This is a genomic window from Streptomyces sp. NBC_01803 (assembly GCF_035917415.1).
GTDB lineage: Bacteria > Actinomycetota > Actinomycetes > Streptomycetales > Streptomycetaceae > Streptomyces.
Window position 1 is genome coordinate 686,108 of sequence record NZ_CP109073.1, and the last position, 15,094, is coordinate 701,201.

A 15,094-nucleotide genomic window follows, 5' to 3' on the forward strand; every position below is an offset into this window, starting at 1 on the left:
TCAGCGCACCACCAGGGTTGTGGGAGAGGGATCTTCGAGGCGCACGGAAGCGGCACTGCCGCCGACCAGAAAGCCGCGCAGGGCGTACGGAGGCCGACAGGCGCCGGGGGTGATCTCACGCTCGACAGTGCCGGCCCGGTGCAGCTCGGCACCGCTCAGCCGCAGCACGGTCGTGCCGTCGGCGGGGTGGCGCGGCCGGACCGGGGCAACACCGTCGCCGGAGCGCGCCACGAGGACGAACTCCGGGAGCTCCGACGCCGGTTCGCCGTCCGGGCACGACAGGGAGACCCGCACCGTGGCCGGCTTCCGGCGCAGCGGGCGGCGCGGCCCGGGAATCACCTGGTACGCGACGGCGATGTCGGCGGGCAGAACGATCTCGACGCCGGCCGGAGGGATGACGGTCGCCTCGGTCGTACGGGGCGCGGCGGTCGCGTTCAATTGCACCGCGGACGGGCCGACCGGAAGGTAGAGGCCCTCGCGCAGGAACACGCTGCGCGCCACGTGGTACACGGTGCGCCGCCCGTCCTGCTCCGTTGTCACGGTCACCTGCCCCGCCTCCGGGGGCCAGTCGAAGGTGACCCGGGCGAGACCGTCGGCGGTACGCTCTGCGGCCAGCGCACCGACCGGGCGCGGTGCCTCAATATGGACACTCGGTCCGACCACAGCATGCTCACCGCGCAGGGATACCGCGGTGACAGCAACCAGTGCGCCGGGCGGCGGCACAAGCCCCCCGGCAGCCCGCCGCCACGCGAGAGGGGCTGGCAACTCGGCGTATTCTCTTGGGAGTTCCGTCCCCGGTAGCGGCGCGTTTCCGGGCCACTCGACCAGGCGCACATCAGCGTCCTCGGCGCCGCTCCAGGCGAACCGTACGCCTCCGTCCCTGACCGTGACGGTGAGTTCGCGAACCGGTGACGGCCAGGGATCGACGGTGACCTGCCGCTCGATGCCCGGCGACTCGACGTCCCGGCCGTCCGGGGCGCGGTAACAGCAGCGGACCCACACCTGATGCCTGCCCGGTGACAGCCCCCGCTCGGTGAACCCGTCGTCCCGGGCGCCGACTTCCCTGGCACGGCCGTCGGGCCCGGTCAGGACCACGCGGACGCCGACGGCCCCCGGAGGCCGCGTCCAGACGGCTTCGATGCGTTCCCTGCCATCGGTGAGCCGGAGCCCGGACACCTCCGGTGCGACGAGCAGCTTCCCGGACACGAGAGGCGGGCCGTCGACGAGTTCATCGCGCAGGGGGAAGACCGCGTAACGGACCGTGCCGCCGAGCGGAGGCTGGGTGTCCCGTGCGGAGCCGGTCCGCACCTGTCTGTGGACGACGGTCAACGACCCCGGACGACGGCCCGGAGCACGAACGATCCTGATGACCCGCCATGCCGTGACGGCTGTGCCGCCTGTGCCGCCTTCGCCGTCGGTGTCGCCGACTGGGGCCCAGATCAACCCGACAGAGTCCGGGGCGAGTTCGACGGCCAGAGGTCCTGGGGCGCTCCCAGCGGGCTGATGCGTACGGACGAGCCCGCGCAGCGCCTGGACGGAGTCGGCCGTGAGCCGGGCGGCGTGCAGATAGCGGTCGCGCGCCGCTGCCGTGTCACCTTCGCGCTCAAGTCGGCGCGCCGTGTCGAGGGCGGCCTCCGTCTCGTGTGTGAGCGCGGTGACCTGTCGCAACAGCCCCCGGAGAAACGGGTCCTGGCCACTGTCGGCCGGCAGCTCGGCCGCGAGGCGGGCAGCCGCGCGTAACCGTCCGCGCTCCCACTCGTCCTGCAACCCCTCGGCGGCGGCCCGCTGTCGTGCGTTCAGCCGAAGCCGTACGCCCGCCGCGTGGACCAGCGCCGCGGCTTCTCCCCGATCGACGCCGAGCAAGACCGCGGTGGCCGGCCGCCCGCCCTGCGGATGGTTCTGGAGAAGCTCGACCAGCTGATAGAGCAACACGCGTCGCAGCGCGGTCGGGTCCCGGCCGTGCATCTCCTCCAACTGCCGCAGCAGCGCCGACGCGTCGGCACTGGCCGCCTCCGACCGCAACCGACTCAGCTCGCCACCATCGACACGCCGCCAGCCACGGGGGGCGCGCGGCACGTACACCCCGTCGAGCACGCGCAGCCGTCCGCCGCGCGCGATGAGGAGTTCGCCGATGTGCCGCATTCCCAGGGCGTGCTGCCGAGCGAGCAGCTCCTGGTAGCGGGCCGCCAGCGGGGCCAAAGGCAACGCGGGCAGCGCCTCGGGCAACCCGAGATGATGCCCGAAGTCAAGCCCCACCATCCGCCCTCACGATCACTGCCCACCGGTGCGAGCCACCATTCCAGCAGGTCGTCACCCGCAGTGGGTGGCTTTCACCAACCCGGCCTGTCCAAAGGGAAGTCGGGACCAGGATCCCCTCCCACCGTCCGCCCCGCGAAGGGGGGAGGCAGCCCTGCCCCGATCATAACGGCGCCTCCAGGGAGCGAGTGCCGCCGATCACGCGCGGGACCGAGCGACGCGCGTTGTCCCTCGGACCGGAAGGAGCCCGACCGGAGGGCCCAGCCGACATCGATCCCGGCGGTGGGTCATGCTCCGTTGTAGAGCCGGTCCAGGTCGATGAGCTGAACAGCCGCATCACCGTCGGCGCAGGCCAGCAGCTCATCAGTGAAGCCGCCCCCGCTGAAGCAGAACAACCGAGTGTCCGCGGCCTCCACCCCTTCCCGTGCGCGCAGGAGAGTGCGGATGTGTTCCAAACGGCGAAGATGGCCCATGCCCATGGTGTCGTTCCACGACGAGCAAAGCGTCCGCCGGGGCACCCTCCCAGCCGACCGCGCCCAACTTACGGCCTACTGCGTCCGCTTGCTCAACGCCGCCACGGCGCTCGCCCAACCACCGGGAGCGCGAACGGCCACGCGGGCGTTACTCACGTCCCCGCACGCGTCCAATGGCATCCCCCCGTTATGTTCTTCGCGGTCCTGCAAGAGGACCGCTGGCCTCCGGGCCCGGCATGACTGTTCCCCTCTGTCGAACGCATGACCTGGGGGGTGGTGTCACCGGGCCCGTGGGGTGCCGTTGGAGACGCTGATGAGAGGTCCGACCACCGCCCGGCCTGGCGCAATGCCCGGCCGCTTGCGGGCGGCAGGTCTGCATAACGTGGATGCGCACGTACGGCGCCATCGCCCTGGCCAGCACCGCACGAGCCCTGTTCGGGAGGACGGGTTGTACGACATCGACGACGTGGGCGTCTTCCTCGGCCTGGACGTCGGCAAGAGCACCCATCACGGGCACGGGCTGACTCCGGCCGGCAAGAAGGTCTTCGACAAGCAGCTGCCCAACAGCGAGCCGAAGCTGCGGGCCGTGTTCGACAAGCTCGCGGCGAAGTTCGGAACCGTGCTGGTGATCGTCGACCAGCCCGCCTCCATCGGAGCCCTCCCGCTCACGGTCGCCCGCGACGCGGGCTGCAAGGTCGCCTACCTGCCGGGCCTGGCCATGCGAAGGATCGCCGACCTGTACCCGGGCGAGGCGAAGACCGACGCGAAGGACGCCGCGGTGATCGCGGACGCCGCCCGCACCATGCCGCACACCCTGCGCTCGCTGGAACTCACCGACGAGATCACCGCCGAGCTGACCGTGCTGGTCGGCTTCGACCAGGACCTCGCGGCCGAGGCCACCCGCACCTCCAACCGGATACGCGGCCTGCTCACCCAGTTCCACCCCTCGCTGGAACGCGTGCTCGGGCCGCGCCTGGACCACCAGGCCGTGACCTGGCTGCTGGAACGCTACGGTTCCCCGTCCGCGTTGCGAAAGGCCGGTCGGCGCAGGCTCGTTGAGGTGATCCGGCCCAAGGCCCCGCGCATGGCCCAGCGGCTGATCGACGAGGTCTTCGACGCGCTCGACGAACAGACCGTCGTCGTTCCCGGGACCGGCACTCTCGACGTCGTCATCCCGTCCCTGGCCCGCTCCCTGGCCGCCGTCCACGAACAGCGCCGCGCTCTGGAAGCCCAGATCAAAGCCCTGCTGGAGGAGCACCCTCTTTCCAAGGTCCTGACCTCGATGCCGGGGGTCGCGGTCAGGACCGCCGCCGTCCTGCTGGTCACCGTCGGCGACGGCACCAGCTTCCCCAGCGCCGCCCACCTCGCCTCCTACGCCGGACTCGCCCCCACGACCAAGTCGTCCGGGACCTCGATCCACGGCGAACACGCACCCAGAAGCGGAAACCGGCAACTCAAACGGGCCATGTTCCTCTCCGCGTTCGCCGCCCTCCACGATCCCGCCTCCCGCACCTACTACGACAAATGCCGGGACCGGGGGAAGACCCACACCCAAGCCCTCCTCCGCCTCGCCCGCCACCGCATCAGCGTCCTCTTCGCCATGCTCCGCGACGGCACCTTCTACGAACCCAGAACCCCACGCCTCCCTTGACGAAAAACATAGAGGCACCCCCCCCGGCTGCGGCGCCCGTCGACCTCGTACACCTGCTCGTCGATCGTGTCGGGCTCAGCGAGATCGAAGGAGACGGGACAGTGCCCGCCCGGGCGGGGCGGAGGAGCGGATCGGGCGAGGGCGGGGAGGTTATGGGCGTGCTTTCGCACTCCCTATCGTGGGGATCATGACTGAGCGCTTCACGACCATACGTCTCGATCAGGCTCCCGAGATCACCGCGCCAGACGGTTCGGCGGTACGGCCGCTGTGCGTGCTTCCCGGGGCGGCGAGCTTCGCCCAGTTCGAGCTCGCACCGGGACAGACCGCGAAAGCGGTGTCCCACGCCACCGTGGAGGAGATCTGGTTCGTCGTCTCGGGGGCGGGCGAGATGTGGCGCAGCCAGGACGGCCGCGAGGAGATCACGACGCTGGAGCCGGGGATCTGCCTGACCATCCCGCTGGGCACGACGTTCCAGTTCCGAGCGGGAGTTGAGGGACTGCGGGTGGTCGCGGCGACTGTACCGCCGTGGCCCGTGGACAGCCCGAACGAGGCCAGGTTCGAGATCGGCCGCTGGTGACCCCTATCCACCACCCACCCCCCTTACAGCCAGGCACACGTACGTGACGTACTTGACGTACCCGAAACCCCGGGAGGACACTCCCGAGGAGAGAGGGAGGTACGGACGTGTCGGCCGTGCACTACGACAGCTACAGCGAAGCCCGCGCACACCTGAAGGATCTGCTTGACGCGGCCGAGCGTGGCCGGGTGGCCACGGTCCGCCGTGACGGCCTGCTCACGGCGCTGGTCGCCGTCGAGCGTCTGCGCCAAGCGCTCTCACGGATCTGCACGCTCCACGCGCAGGTCGTGCCGGAGGCCGGCGGCTGGTCGGCGTTCATCCCCGGGTTGCCGGTGGCAGCGGATGGCACCACCTTCGACGAGGCGATCACCGAACTGGTGGATGCCCTGCGCGAGTACGCCGAGGACTGGCAGGATCACCTGGCCGACACCCCGAATCACCGCGACAACTGGAGCTTGGTGCAGTTGATCGGGCTCAGTGACGATGACCAGGTGCGCGCCTGGATCCTGGGGACCACACAGTGAAATGGCCGCAGCCGACGCGGGAGGACCACGACCGTTTCTGCCGGATCGAGGGCTGGCGCCGAGTACGCGACGCACGCGGTCGCTCAGGCACGCACCATGTGACCTACGAGCTCGACCTCCCCGATGGACGCCTTCTCCGCACTCGGGTCTCCCATCCGGCCGACCGCACCGACTACGGACCGGCCCTCTGGAACCACATCCTCGGCGACCAACTCGGAGTCGAAGAGGAGGAGTTCTGGGCCTGCGTACGCGATGGGACCAAGCCCGACCGAGGGGTACCCATCCCACCTGACGCGGCCTTGCCCGCCGACCTCGTTCACCTCCTCATCCACCGCGTCGGACTCACCGAGGCTGAGGTCGCGAAGCTGAGCAAAGAAGAGGCCATCGCACGGCTCGGACAGTTCTGGACCGAGGGAACGTGACCTGTGCCGGGGCCTTACGGCTCGCCGCCGCCAGGGCCCGGAGCGGGCGGATGCAATCGACCGCCCGCTGAACGGCCCGAGAAGCCATCCTCATACCGAGCGGTGGGCGACGTGATCGAACGGGCTGCCCGATCAGGTGATCGCGCGGGCCCGGAACAAGGCTTCAGGGCCTCTTGATAGGGATCCGGGCAATTGTTCGTTGGTGTTGAGGGGCGGGGGGTCGTCAGCGCAGGGTGCTGGCGGAGACCATCTGGGATTCCGGGCTGAGAGGGCCCTCTGCCCGGCTTCCGTGATACACCGGAAAGATCAGCGCGACGCGAGCAGAGAGGGCACCGCCCATGGGCCGGCCGACGACGTCAACTCCTCTGCCGAGGGACACGAAGGTACTGTCCATCGGGCTGCATCCGAGTGCGCTCGACTACAGCCGGATGCCCGACGGTCTCGACGAGGCGGTGCTCACCGCCCGGATCGAGGCCGGGAACGCGGCGCTGCGTGAGGCGGGGTTCGATGCTGTCCCGTGCCTGATCGACACCTCTCCGGACCGCGCCGAGGCGACCGTCCGGGAGCATCTTCAGGAGCATGCGTTCGGCTTGGCGATGATCGGCGGTGGCGTGCGCATGCTGCCGGAGAACACCCTGCTGTTCGAGCGGCTGGTCAACGTCCTCAGCGACGCGGCGCCCGGGATCCGGCTGTGCTTCAACACCGCGCCGGAGAACACGGTCGAGGCACTGAGGCGGTGGATCCAGGCGTAAGCGTGGCTGAGAAGCCGTCTGTCATGCCGAGCGGTGGGCGCTGTGATCGAGCAGGCTGGGTTCGCCAACACCGGCAATCGGCCATGACCCGACGAGCCCACTCGCGATCCTCTTCGGACGGCTCGCCGTGCTCGGCGAACTGCTCCTCCAACGCCGCACGGACCTCATCCAGGTCCGCCTGATGCCGAACCGCCTGGTCTATCCAGGTCGACGGCGTCATGCCCGCTCTCATGGCGGCACGACGCGCCCGCTCGATGGTCTCCGGATCGAACGAGATCGACACCTTCTCGGCAGCCGTGTCCCCAGCATCGCCCATAGCACCCTCGCTGGTGTGCCCCTCCACCTGCGACTTGTCCCACGTCCGGGCGCCGACGCCGACGCGGCGCTTCTCAGTCGCCACAACTCACCTGCGGGCGGAGGTGCTCGACCGCCCGCTGGACGGCCTGCGCGAAACGGCGGGCGTCGTCCGTGGTCCAGCGCTCCGGCGCGACGAGCCGGTGGGAACGCTGCCCGGTGACGGGATCGATCTCCTGGGTAATCCCGTGGGCCGCGTACACGCCGTCAAGCTCCTCCCGGGCCTGCTCGACGGCACGGAGGAGAGCGGCCGAGGCACAGGCTTTCCGGCTGCTCACTGGCCACCGCCCTTGCTCAGGAGGTTGGCGACACTCGCCGCGTTGATTTGGCGTACACGCGGACGAAGCTGCTCGGACACGAACGCGCCCGGCGCGTCATAGCGGACCCACACCCACTTGCCGGGCGCGGAGGTCAAGAGGCAACCGAGCGCCCCGGCCATCTCCCGCAACAGCCACAGCCCGCGCCCGCTGGTGGCGGTCCAGTCCGGCTCGCTCAGGACCGGCAGAACGGCCGACCGATCCCTGACGAGGAGGTACAACGAGCCCTGACGCCGCCGGATGACGAGACGGCACCGTGGATCACCGGCGTGCTGCCCCACGTTGACCAGCAGCTCGGTAACGCCGAGGCACGCGAAGTCGATGGCGTCGGGGGCCGCGTCCCACCGCTTGAGCACGTCGGCGGTGGTGTCACGCCACTGCCCTATCTCGCAGGGCCGGGCCGTCAAGTCCCAGGCGACGAGATGGGGTTCCTCAACGATGGGAAGTACGGGCACTGCCATGGACCCTCCCGACAAACTTGCTCAACGACCAGTCACCGAATTGGCGCAATCCGTGACGCTGGCTATGATGTTGGCCGCCGAGTCGCGGCGTCAAGTCCGTGACTGGCACGATGCCAATCGCGAACCCGGCTCCACTCCCCAAGGTGAACGTTCGCCCAACTGACCGATATGGGCCCGCTCACCGACGCCCGAACGTACAAGGAAGGACACTGACATGGCAGTTGTCTCAAGCAGCAGCCCTCTCACGGCACGAAGGAAGCTGGGGGCGGAGCTGCGACTGCTGCGCGATGGCACAGGGCTGACTGCGGAGGAGGTGGGCGGCCACCTGGGCTGTCATGGCTCCAAGGTCAGCCGCGTCGAACTCGGCAAGAGGACCTGCACACGCAAGGACTTCGACGCGCTCATGGAGCTGTACGAGGTTGACGACACGAAGCGGGAGGTCCTCGCTGAACTCTTCAAGCGAGGTAGGCAGCGGGTGCCACCGTGGTGGCACATCTACAACGACGTGATCAGCGCGAACTACAGCGAGTTCCTGTCCTACGAGGCCGAGGCCGCCGAAGGACGTGAGTACCAGCCTCTCTTGATCCCCGGGCTGCTCCAAAGCGCGGACTACGCCCGTGCCGTTACGGGCAGCAGCTACGTTGCCCTGGGGCCCGATCAAGTCGACAGCCTGGTGGAGGTCCGCCTGCGCCGACAAGAAAGGCTGCGTGAGAAGGATCCGCTGGTCTTCGACGGGATCGTGACCGAAGCAGCGCTCCGCATCGAGGTAGGCGGAGCAGCCGTGATGCGGGCCCAGCTCAGGAAGTTGGTGGAGGTCATGTCGCTACCCAACGTGAACCTTCGGGTCATCCCGTTCAAAGCGGGTGAGAAGGGTGCCAGCACGGGAGCCTTCATCCTGTTCTCCTCAGCGACGGATGCCGCCCCCGACGTCGCCTTCACCGAGTCCGCCGAGAACACGACGAGTCTCCGCGACGAGCCCATCGCGCTACGGCGTCTGAACAGGATGTTCAACAACTTGTCCGCCGCCGCTCTCTCGACGGAAGATAGCGTTGAGCTGCTACGACGTATCGAGAAAGAGCTGGTCTGAGATGAGCGAGCCGACGGGCCTGAACACGGTTGCACTTGCCGATGCCGGGTGGCGCACGAGCAGCTACACGGCCGGCAACGGCAACTGCGTCGAGGTCGCAGACGGCATCCCCGGCATCATCCCCGTCCGCGACACGAAAACCCGCACCGGCCCCACCCTGGTCATTCCCACTCGTGCTTGGAACACGTTCATCGCCTGCGTCAAGGCCAACGACCTGCTGCCTGCCTGACGCACCGGGCCAGTATCTGGCGCCCTGCCGAAGCCTTTGTGGCCTCGGCAGGGTTTTATTTCATGTGAGCAGCGTCAGATATTAGAGACGATCGGAAGATAGCAATGCGGCACGACTTACCCGAGCACCAACGCTACACGACCTCTCCGCAGCCGCCTGGCGAACAGCAGCCCTCCGAAAGTCCCAGGATCTCCCCGGTGATGGTCTCCGCGTGCACGGCCGCCACCGTGCCGCCGATGGTGAACGCGGTCGCCCGGCGCACGGTCGGCGACGCGACATAGGTCGGCTGGTCCGGCGCGGCCTGGAGCAGTCGGCAGCGCAGCCAGCCGCCGGACTGCCGGGCCACCACCGAGGCGGCGTGCTCCCGCAGCATGTGCAGGATGACCTCGCCCGCCTTGTTGAACCCGCCGGTGTCGTCCTTCTCCACCTCGCAGGCCGCCCACGTGTTCCCGTCCCACGCCTCCCACTTCAGCGGCGGGCGGCGCGGGTCGACGCCCACGCCCTCGATATGCCGGGACAGAGCTTCCGCGTCGCCCGGCCGCCGGTGGTGCTGGACGAGGAGCCGTTCGTCGTGGAACTGGCCGATGAGAGGGGCTGGGTGGAGTGGACGCGGGTGGACCACTTCGCCCATTCCACGGTGCGCGACCGGCACTTCACCCTCGACCCCAACTCCGGCCAGGTCGACTTCGGCCCGGCGGTCCGCGAGCGGGACGGCACCGTGCGGGGCTACGGCGTGCTGCCGCCGAAAGGTGCCACGGTCCGGGTGCGGAGCTACCGCACGGGCGGCGGGCGCCGGGGCAACGTGGCGCGGGGCGCGCTGCGGGTGCTGCGCAGTTCCCTGCCGTTCGTGGCGCGGGTGGAGAACCGCCGTCCGGCGCTGGGCGGCGTCGACGGCGAGACCGTGGAGGAGGCGCGCCGACGCGGGCCGATGACGCTGCGGACCCTGTCCCGGGCCGTCGTGCCGGGGGATTACGAGCGGCTCGCCCGGGAGGTCGCGCCGGATGCCGCCCGGGTCTGCTGTGTGCCGGCGGGTGAGGAGCGGGGTGGCGACGTCACCGGGGACCCGGCCGAGGCGGGCGGGGTGCGGCTGCTGGTGGTGCCGACCGGCCGCAGCGACGAGCAGGGGCGGGTCCGGTTCGAGGAGCTGATGCCGCCGGAGGCCACGCTGAAGAGGATCTCGCGGCATCTGGACGAGCGGCGCCCGATCGGGGCCCGGGTGCTGGTGGCGCCGCCGTACTACCAGGGGGTGACCGTCGTCGCCTCGGTCCGCCCGGAGCGCGGTGCCACCGCCGAGCGGCTGCGCGACGCGGCACTGGCCGCCCTGTACGGGTACTTCAACCCGCTGACCGGCGGCCCGGACGGGGAGGGCTGGCCGTTCGGGCGTCCGGTGCACTCGGGTGAGGTGTTCGCGGTGCTCCAGCAGGTGCCCGGCGTGGATCTGGCCGAGGACGTGCGGCTGTTCCCGGCGGATCCGGTGACGGGGCAGCGGGCGGAGGCGACGACCAGGATCGATCTGGACCGGCACGCGCTGGTGTTCAGTTACGAGCACCAGCTCCGGGTGAGGCAGGACTGAGATGCGCGCACTCGTTCCCGGGCTGCCGACGCCCCATCCGCTGATCCAGCGGCTCCCCGCCGTCTACGGGGATCAGGACTTCCTCCGCCGTTTCCTGGAGGCCCTGGACGAGGTGCTGGCGCCGGTGCTGCTCACGCTGGACAACCTTCCCGCGTACCTCCATCCGCGCACCGCGCCGGAGGACTTCGTCGCGTGGCTGGCCGAGTGGGTCTCGGTCGAGGTGGACGCCGACCGCCCGGCCACCCAGCGCCGGGCGGTCGTCTCCGGTGCCGTCGTCCGGCACCGGCGGCGGGGCACCCGGCTGGGACTGGCCGCGGCGGTGCGGGTCGAGACCGGGACCGAGCCGGAGATCGAGGAGAGCGGGAGCACGGCGTGGTCGGCGTCCCCGGCGGCCGAGTTGCCCGGATCGGCACAGCCGTGGGTGCGGGTCCGGCTGCGGGTGCCCGAGCCGGAGGCCGTCGACCGGGTGCGGCTGGAGGGACTGATCGCCGCCGAGGTGCCCGCCCATGTCACGTACCGGGTGGAGATCCTTCCCCCGGCGGAGGCGACGGGCGGCGGTGGTGCGCCGTGATCTGTCCTGACTGCGGGCACCGCAACGCGGCGGGGGCCCAGTTCTGCGTGTCGTGCCAGGCGTTCCTGGAATGGGAGGAGGGGCCGGGCCCGCGGCCGGACCGGCCGACCGTTCTCCCGGCCGGGGGCGGTGCTGAGCCCGGAGGCGGTCCCGCGCACGTGCCGGTGCCCGCGCCGCTGCCGACAAGGCCCGGGCCTCAGCCGGAGCCGGGGGTGCCGGAGCCGGTCCCGGTGGCCCCCAGACGGCCCGACGACCTCTCCGACGGCGCCGATGGCTCGGGGCCGGACCACCGTCCGGAGGCGCCGCCCGGCCCGCCCGCACAGCCGGGGGTTCCGCCGCCCGGCGCGCCACCTGCGCCGGCCGACCGCCCCTGCCCCCGGTGCGCCGCCGGCAATCCGCCCGGCCGGACCCTGTGCGGGCGGTGCGGCGAGCCCCTCGACGCCCCACCGCCGCGGGCCGATCCGAGCCCCCCGCTCCCCCGGTGGCGCCGGCTCCTGCCGCGCCGGGCGGCTCGTCCGCCGGCCGCCGGGACCCGGCCCGCACGGCCGGGGCGGAGGCGGCCCCGGTTGGCACTGCCGCTGATCCTGCTGGCCCTCGCCGCGGTCGCCTGGTTCACGCGGGCGCAAATCTCGGACGCCTTCTCCTTCGTCCGCGACCGGACCGAGAAGGTGGAGCCGCTCAGTCCGGACGACTGCCGGGCTTCGAGCGAGGCGTCCGGGCATCCGGCCGGCAACGCCTGCGACGGCCTCAGGAACCGGTACTGGGCGCCCGCCGCCGGATCGGGCGCCGGTGAGTCCCTGGAGGCACGATTCACCGAGCCGGTGCAGCTCCGGCAGGTGATCGTCACTGCCGGTATCTCGGCGAACCAGGACGAGTTCCTGTCGCAGGCCCGTCCGGCCCGGATCACCGTGACGCTCGTCGATGTGGAAGGCGGCAGGGATACCGGGACCATCGCCCTCCGGGACCAGGCCGGGGAGCAGCGGTTCGACGTGCGGGGCACGGATGTCACCCGCGTCGTGCTCACGATCGACGCCGCGTACGGCGACGGCCCCGACCGCGGCCCGGCCGTCGCCGAGGTGGAGCTGTTCGGACGCGGGTGACCGGCGCGCCGGGGACGCTGGGCGGCTGTTTCGCGGGGTGGTGGTGGGGAACCCGGGGCGCGAGGTGATCAGAATGCCTGAACCGGGCAGCAAGAAGTACGACATCCACCGTGCCCACCGCCGCAAGGACGCCGAGAGCCAGGGCGTTCCGGACCAGCATGCCAACGACGAGGCGAACGCCGACCTCCAGCGGGATCCGAAGTGGCGCTCGCGCGGGCCGCGCACGGAGCGCGGGCGGGGGCCCAAGAGCGAACGGCCGGGGACCGATTGAGGCGGGCGACTGGAATCATGGCGAGAACAGGCACGACAAGCACGGGCGAGAAGCGCGAGAAGACCGCGCGGGCACTGCTGGACCGGTGCGGCCGGACCTACGCCGAGCAGGCGGGCATCCGGCTGCGGAACACGCCGGGGCCGCTCTACCAGGTGCTGGTCCTCTCGCACCTGCTCTCCGCCAGGATCAGAGCGGATGTCGCGGTCGCCGCGGCGCGGGCGTTGTTCGACGCCGGGATGCGGGATCCGAAGCGCATGGCCGAGGCCACCTGGCAGCAGCGCGTCGACGCGCTGGGCGTGGGCCACTATCGCCGTTACGACGAACGGACGGCCACCCAGCTGGGACAGGGCGCCGAGCTGGCGCTGCGTGAGTACGGCGGCGATCTGCGCCGGCTGCGCGGCGGGGGGGCGCCGGACCGGCTGCGTGAGTTCCCCGGGATCGGCGCCATGGGCGTGGACATCTTCCTGCGGGAGGCGCAGGCCGTGTGGCCCGAGTACGCGCCCTACATCGACCACAAGGCGCAGGACGGCGCCGAGCGGGTCGGGCTGCCGCGTTCGCCGAAGACGCTGGGCGAGCTGGTCCCCGGGGACGAGGTGCCCCGGCTCACGGCGGGGCTGGTGCGGGTGGCCCTGGACAAGGGACTCGCACGGGACGTGCGGGAGATGGCGGGCCGCTGAGCGGCGACCCCGACGTTTGCCCCGCCGGAACGGGGGGACTCGCCGGGGGCACGACGAGCAATCCGGAGGCGCATCATGGCCGACGCCGAAACGTTCGAGATGGACGCGCTGTGGGCCGAGTTCCACAACGCGGTGAACATGACGTCCCAGGAGCTCGCCGCCTGGCTGCGGACCAGCAGCGCGGGCGAGGAGAGCGAACAGCCGCCCGAGCGGGCGGGCAGCGAGCAGGGTCGCGGTGTGCTGGCGATCCTGCGGAAGCGGCAGATGGACCTCACCGACGCCGACATCGGCCTGATGCACGACGTGGTGGACACGGTGCGCACCGAGCGCACCACCGGTCCGCGCCGCGAGGTGCCCGAGCCGGCCTGGCGCTACCGGCTGATGAGCCTGGGACACGATCCGCTGCGCGCCGAGCCCGACGATCTGGCGTAGGCGCGCGCCCACCGACCCGTCGCCCTGCCCGCGTCCTCCAGGCGGGCGGGGCGACGTGCCGTCCCACGGGGCTCGTCAGCCGTCGACCGGCCGGGCGATCGGCGCCGGCCCGGGCGCCGGGTCAACGGTCGCCGGACGGGCGGCGACGGACTGCCACCACGAGTCGACCGGGAGACCCACGGCCGGCTCGAACGACTCCCCGGGTCTGGGCACCGCGACCGTCACGTTCTCGTTCTTGGCCTGACTGACGGTCCGCTCGGCCGGCTCCTCCCACGGGTGCAGCGCCAGGTTGAACGTGCCCCAGTGGATCGGCAGCATGATCCCGTGCGCGGTGCCCCCGGACACGTCCACGTGCGCCCGCACGCCCTCCTCCGGGGTCATGTGGATATCCGGCCAGTACTCGCTGCTGTAGGCGCCGATCTGGATCATCGTGGCGTCGAACGGCCCGTGCCGCTCACCTATCTCGGCGAAGCCCGGGAAATACCCGGTGTCCCCGCTGTGGTAGATCCGGTGCTCGGGACCGGCGACGGCCCAGGAAGCCCACAGCGTCTGGAAGCGGTCCCGCAGGCCCCGGCCGCAGAAGTGCTGCCCGGGGGTGGCGGTCAGGGTCAGCTCCCCCACCGCGGCCGACTCCCACCAGTCCAGCTCGGCGATCCGCGCGGCGGGCACGCCCCAGCGCTCCAGGTGGGCGCCGACGCCCAGCGGCACGGCGAACACCGCGTCGGTCGCGATCAGCCGACGGATCGTCGGCATGTCGAGGTGGTCGTAGTGGTCGTGCGAGATGACCACGGCGTCCAGCGGGCCCAGCTCGCCGAGCGCGGCCGGGACGGGGTGCAGCCGCCGGGGCCCGGCGAAGGAGAACGGGGAGCAGCGCTCGCTCCACACCGGGTCGAACAGCACCCGGTGCCCGTCGATCTCGGCCAGGACGGTGGCGTGTCCGAGCCAGGTGAGCCGGAGTCCCGATTCCGGCGTGTCGTCCGGATCGACGGCGGCGGGCCGGACCAGGGGCAGCTTGCCCGCCGGCGACCTGCGCAGCCGGTCCGCCCGCCGCATCATGTCCCGGAGCATCGGCAGCATCTCGCGCGGACCGCCCATGTGTACGGGACGGTCGTTCCGGAAGGCTCCGTCGCGGTACTGCGGGGAGCGCTGGACACGGGCCAGGCGGTCGCCCGAGGCACGGGCGCCGAAGGAAGCGGGGCGCAGCCCGGCGAGGGCGGAGACGCGGGCGGGTTTACCGGTGGACGAGGACGGCTCGGTCACATGAACCTCCCAGAATGCGGCTGACGCCACTGTAAGCCATGGGAGTGACCTCCAGTCACTGTGCGCGAGAACGTCCCGTGACCACCCGGGGCCCCGGCGCGGGCGCG

19 protein-coding genes are annotated in these 15,094 nt (G+C 71.2%); 13 read left to right on the forward strand and 6 right to left on the reverse strand.

What is annotated here, in order from left to right; translation table 11 throughout:
- On the reverse strand, positions 1-2,259 hold the full coding sequence (locus tag OIE51_RS02830) for a hypothetical protein (protein ID WP_326595251.1): 2,259 nt from the start codon (positions 2,257-2,259) through the stop codon (positions 1-3).
- Between the two features lie 284 nt (positions 2,260-2,543).
- Positions 2,544-2,735: a hypothetical protein gene (locus OIE51_RS02835; RefSeq protein ID WP_326595252.1), complete on the reverse strand. Its 192-nt coding sequence runs from the start codon at positions 2,733-2,735 to the stop codon at positions 2,544-2,546.
- A gap of 442 nt (positions 2,736-3,177) precedes the next feature.
- Here OIE51_RS02835 and OIE51_RS02840 point away from each other — a divergent pair, with 442 nt between their 5' ends.
- The 5 genes from OIE51_RS02840 (at position 3,178) to OIE51_RS02860 (ending at position 6,655) form a co-directional block, all read left to right on the forward strand.
- Positions 3,178-4,380 (forward strand): IS110 family transposase, encoded by a 1,203-nt coding sequence (locus OIE51_RS02840; RefSeq protein ID WP_326594512.1) that lies wholly within the window; start codon positions 3,178-3,180, stop codon positions 4,378-4,380.
- A gap of 187 nt (positions 4,381-4,567) precedes the next feature.
- Positions 4,568-4,957: a cupin domain-containing protein gene (locus OIE51_RS02845; protein WP_326595254.1), complete on the forward strand. Its 390-nt coding sequence runs from the start codon at positions 4,568-4,570 to the stop codon at positions 4,955-4,957.
- A 107-nt stretch (positions 4,958-5,064) separates the two neighbouring features.
- Positions 5,065-5,481: a prevent-host-death protein gene (locus OIE51_RS02850; protein ID WP_326595255.1), complete on the forward strand. Its 417-nt coding sequence runs from the start codon at positions 5,065-5,067 to the stop codon at positions 5,479-5,481.
- A gap of 98 nt (positions 5,482-5,579) precedes the next feature.
- The gene (locus tag OIE51_RS02855; protein ID WP_326595257.1) at positions 5,580-5,903 is read left to right on the forward strand and encodes a cytotoxic translational repressor of toxin-antitoxin stability system; all 324 of its coding nucleotides are present in this window, start codon (positions 5,580-5,582) and stop codon (positions 5,901-5,903) included.
- Positions 5,904-6,331: 428 nt separating this feature from the next.
- Entirely contained in the window at positions 6,332-6,655 is a 324-nt protein-coding gene (locus tag OIE51_RS02860; RefSeq protein WP_326595259.1) for a hypothetical protein, read from the forward strand.
- A 389-nt stretch (positions 6,656-7,044) separates the two neighbouring features.
- Here OIE51_RS02860 and OIE51_RS02865 read toward each other — a convergent pair whose 3' ends face one another.
- Positions 7,045-7,287 (reverse strand): hypothetical protein, encoded by a 243-nt coding sequence (locus OIE51_RS02865; RefSeq protein ID WP_326595260.1) that lies wholly within the window; start codon positions 7,285-7,287, stop codon positions 7,045-7,047.
- Entirely contained in the window at positions 7,284-7,787 is a 504-nt protein-coding gene (locus tag OIE51_RS02870) for an ATP-binding protein (RefSeq protein WP_326595262.1), read from the reverse strand. Before OIE51_RS02870 ends, OIE51_RS02865 begins: the two co-directional genes overlap by 4 nt.
- 214 nt (positions 7,788-8,001) lie before the next feature.
- Between OIE51_RS02870 and OIE51_RS02875 the strand changes: the two genes are divergently transcribed.
- Together OIE51_RS02875 and OIE51_RS02880 are read left to right on the forward strand one after the other, a co-directional pair.
- A complete protein-coding gene (locus OIE51_RS02875) occupies positions 8,002-8,874 on the forward strand; it encodes a helix-turn-helix domain-containing protein (RefSeq protein ID WP_326595264.1) in 873 nt (290 codons plus the stop codon).
- Position 8,875: 1 nt separating this feature from the next.
- Positions 8,876-9,103: a DUF397 domain-containing protein gene (locus OIE51_RS02880; protein ID WP_326595266.1), complete on the forward strand. Its 228-nt coding sequence runs from the start codon at positions 8,876-8,878 to the stop codon at positions 9,101-9,103.
- A 133-nt stretch (positions 9,104-9,236) separates the two neighbouring features.
- On the opposite strand, the gene OIE51_RS02885 is transcribed toward OIE51_RS02880, so the two are convergent.
- Positions 9,237-9,602, reverse strand: a complete 366-nt coding sequence (locus OIE51_RS02885) for a hypothetical protein (protein WP_442811849.1) — start codon at positions 9,600-9,602, stop codon at positions 9,237-9,239.
- A 9-nt stretch (positions 9,603-9,611) separates the two neighbouring features.
- On the opposite strand from OIE51_RS02885, the gene OIE51_RS02890 reads away from it, so the two are divergent.
- The 6 genes from OIE51_RS02890 to OIE51_RS02915 all read left to right on the forward strand — a co-directional run bounded on the left by OIE51_RS02890 (position 9,612) and on the right by OIE51_RS02915 (position 13,727).
- Complete coding sequence (locus OIE51_RS02890) at positions 9,612-10,676, forward strand: putative baseplate assembly protein (protein WP_326595268.1); 1,065 nt, start codon at positions 9,612-9,614, stop codon at positions 10,674-10,676.
- A gap of 1 nt (position 10,677) precedes the next feature.
- Complete coding sequence (locus tag OIE51_RS02895; protein WP_326595269.1) at positions 10,678-11,247, forward strand: phage tail protein; 570 nt, start codon at positions 10,678-10,680, stop codon at positions 11,245-11,247.
- Positions 11,248-11,813: 566 nt separating this feature from the next.
- Positions 11,814-12,347: an NADase-type glycan-binding domain-containing protein gene (locus OIE51_RS02900; protein ID WP_326595271.1), complete on the forward strand. Its 534-nt coding sequence runs from the start codon at positions 11,814-11,816 to the stop codon at positions 12,345-12,347.
- Positions 12,348-12,420: 73 nt separating this feature from the next.
- Positions 12,421-12,618, forward strand: a complete 198-nt coding sequence (locus OIE51_RS02905) for a hypothetical protein (protein ID WP_326595273.1) — start codon at positions 12,421-12,423, stop codon at positions 12,616-12,618.
- Between the two features lie 17 nt (positions 12,619-12,635).
- Entirely contained in the window at positions 12,636-13,295 is a 660-nt protein-coding gene (locus OIE51_RS02910) for an endonuclease (protein WP_326595275.1), read from the forward strand.
- A 75-nt stretch (positions 13,296-13,370) separates the two neighbouring features.
- Complete coding sequence (locus tag OIE51_RS02915; RefSeq protein WP_326595277.1) at positions 13,371-13,727, forward strand: DUF3140 domain-containing protein; 357 nt, start codon at positions 13,371-13,373, stop codon at positions 13,725-13,727.
- A 75-nt stretch (positions 13,728-13,802) separates the two neighbouring features.
- Here OIE51_RS02915 and OIE51_RS02920 read toward each other — a convergent pair whose 3' ends face one another.
- Positions 13,803-14,987 carry an MBL fold metallo-hydrolase gene (locus tag OIE51_RS02920; protein WP_326595279.1) on the reverse strand — a complete coding sequence of 395 codons (1,185 nt, stop codon included), beginning with the start codon at positions 14,985-14,987 and terminating at the stop codon, positions 13,803-13,805.
- Between the last annotated feature and the right edge of the window lie 107 nt (positions 14,988-15,094).

What these genes read in the sequence shown, in the direction of transcription:
- OIE51_RS02830 (WP_326595251.1), bottom strand. Translation starts at nt 2,259, where the DNA reads ATGGTGGGGCTTGACTTCGGGCATCATCTCGGGTTGCCCGAGGCGCTG.
- OIE51_RS02835 (WP_326595252.1), bottom strand. Translation starts at nt 2,735, where the DNA reads ATGGGCATGGGCCATCTTCGCCGTTTGGAACACATCCGCACTCTCCTG.
- OIE51_RS02845 (WP_326595254.1), top strand. Translation starts at nt 4,568, where the DNA reads ATGACTGAGCGCTTCACGACCATACGTCTCGATCAGGCTCCCGAGATC.
- OIE51_RS02860 (WP_326595259.1), top strand. Translation starts at nt 6,332, where the DNA reads ATGCCCGACGGTCTCGACGAGGCGGTGCTCACCGCCCGGATCGAGGCC.
- OIE51_RS02870 (WP_326595262.1), bottom strand. Translation starts at nt 7,787, where the DNA reads ATGGCAGTGCCCGTACTTCCCATCGTTGAGGAACCCCATCTCGTCGCC.
- OIE51_RS02875 (WP_326595264.1), top strand. Translation starts at nt 8,002, where the DNA reads ATGGCAGTTGTCTCAAGCAGCAGCCCTCTCACGGCACGAAGGAAGCTG.
- OIE51_RS02880 (WP_326595266.1), top strand. Translation starts at nt 8,876, where the DNA reads ATGAGCGAGCCGACGGGCCTGAACACGGTTGCACTTGCCGATGCCGGG.
- OIE51_RS02890 (WP_326595268.1), top strand. Translation starts at nt 9,612, where the DNA reads ATGCCGGGACAGAGCTTCCGCGTCGCCCGGCCGCCGGTGGTGCTGGAC.
- OIE51_RS02895 (WP_326595269.1), top strand. Translation starts at nt 10,678, where the DNA reads ATGCGCGCACTCGTTCCCGGGCTGCCGACGCCCCATCCGCTGATCCAG.
- OIE51_RS02905 (WP_326595273.1), top strand. Translation starts at nt 12,421, where the DNA reads ATGCCTGAACCGGGCAGCAAGAAGTACGACATCCACCGTGCCCACCGC.
- OIE51_RS02910 (WP_326595275.1), top strand. Translation starts at nt 12,636, where the DNA reads ATGGCGAGAACAGGCACGACAAGCACGGGCGAGAAGCGCGAGAAGACC.
- OIE51_RS02915 (WP_326595277.1), top strand. Translation starts at nt 13,371, where the DNA reads ATGGCCGACGCCGAAACGTTCGAGATGGACGCGCTGTGGGCCGAGTTC.